Below are 1,595 nucleotides of genomic sequence, written 5' to 3'. Positions count from 1 at the left end.
CGCCGCCGCGTGCACCACCGCGTCCACCCAGCCCTCGACCAGGGCGAGCGCCGTCTCCAGGCGGGCCAGCGCCGCCTTCTGCTCCGGCGTGTCCTCCGGCTGGAACATGCCCTGCTGGAGCGCGTCCTGGAGCTGCTCGGGGTTCTGCGGGTCGAACTGGCCGACCACGTCCTCCAGCTTGGCCGTGTCGACCTTGATCCCGCGCGCGTAGCCGTCGACCGCGCCGAACAGATGCGACCGCAGCCACGGCACGTGCGCGAACAGCCGCTGGTGGGCCGCCTCGCGCAGCGCCAGATACAGCCGGACCTCGTCCTTCGCGACGCCCAGGTCCTTGCCGAACGTCTCGATGTTCACCGGCAGCAGCGCGGCCTTCCCGGCCGGGCCCAGCGGCAGCCCGATGTCCGTCGAACCGACGACCTCGCCCGCGAGCACGCCCACGGCCTGCCCGATCTGCGTGCCGAACATGGCGCCGCCCATCGAGCGCATCATGCCGATCAGCGGGCCCGCCATGGCCTGCATCTCCTCCGGCAGGACGTCACCCATCGCCGCGCCGACCCGCTCGGCGACCGGGTCCACCAGCTCCTTCCACGCGGGCAGCGTCGCCTCGACCCACTCCGCGCGCGACCACGCCACCGCCGTACCCGCGCCGGACGGCAGGGACGTCGCGTCGTCCAGCCAGAGGTCCGCCAGGCGCACCGCCTCCTCGACCGCCGTGCGCTCCGCCGCGCCCACGCNNCGACCTGCTGGCGGGCGATCTGCTTCGCCATGTCCCAGTTCACCGGGCCGCCCTCGTACGACAGCATCTGCCCGAGCTGCTGGAACGCGGCCCCCAGGTCACCGGGGTTCATGGAGCCGAACATCGCGGCGAGCGGGTTGTCCCCGCCCGGGCCGCCGAAGCCGCCGGCTCCGAGCCCGAAACCGAACGGGTTGGCCGGTCCCTGACCACCACCGCTCTGCTGGTCCTTCTTCTTGCCGTCGCCGTCCTCCGGCTCCTCCGGCGGAAGGCCGAATCCGAATGGGGTGTCACTCACGGGGTTCCTCGGCTGGTAAGGCCACCGGTCTGACGACCGGCGGCGCGGCTGCCCTGCAACACCACCCAGCGTAGACACCCGGGCCCGATCGGGCCTCGGTGCTCCGCCGACTCGCGGCCTGCGGCAGGATGGAGCCACCTGGTACGTACGCGTCATCCGCGCCCGTATGCCATGACAACCGCTGGAGACACCTGGTGAGTTCCCCAGATCCGCAGGTTCGCGCAGCGCGAAACCGCTCAACCGGCGCGGGCTCGCGCGGGCCCGTCGTCGCCGTCACCGGCGCGGCGCACGGGGTGGGCGCGCTGCTGACCGAGCGGCTCGCCGCGTCCGACGAGATCAAGCAGGTCGTCGCCATCGACGAGCGGCGGGGGGAGTGCGACGACGCGACGTGGCACGTCCTCGACGTGCGTGATCCGGCGATCGCGGAGAAGTTGCGGGGGGCCGATGTCGTCGTCCATCTCGCGCTGGATCTCGATCTCGGGTCCGACGCGGGGGCCCGTACGGCGTACAACGTGCGGGGGACGCAGACCGTGCTCACCGCTGCCGCCGCTGCCGGGGTGCGGC

At 72.9% G+C, this 1,595-nt stretch carries 1 protein-coding gene and 2 pseudogenes; 1 reads left to right on the top strand and 2 read right to left on the bottom strand.

The features are described 5' to 3' along the window. Together AOK24_RS35790 and AOK24_RS51560 are read right to left on the bottom strand one after the other, a co-directional pair. Positions 1-734, bottom strand: a pseudogene (locus AOK24_RS35790) (zinc-dependent metalloprotease); the annotation flags it as partial. Positions 735-736: 2 nt separating this feature from the next. Continuing rightward, positions 737-1,031, bottom strand: a pseudogene (locus AOK24_RS51560) (zinc-dependent metalloprotease); the annotation flags it as partial. 194 nt (positions 1,032-1,225) lie between these two features. Here AOK24_RS51560 and AOK24_RS51555 point away from each other — a divergent pair. Continuing rightward, positions 1,226-1,595, top strand: a 370-nt coding sequence (locus AOK24_RS51555; RefSeq protein ID WP_420876718.1) for an NAD-dependent epimerase/dehydratase family protein, incomplete at its 3' end; no start/stop codon positions are given.

The sequence above is a fragment of the Streptomyces niveiscabiei genome, from assembly GCF_001419795.1.
Lineage (GTDB): Bacteria > Actinomycetota > Actinomycetes > Streptomycetales > Streptomycetaceae > Streptomyces > Streptomyces niveiscabiei.
This window is presented reverse-complemented; position numbering and strand designations above follow the sequence as displayed.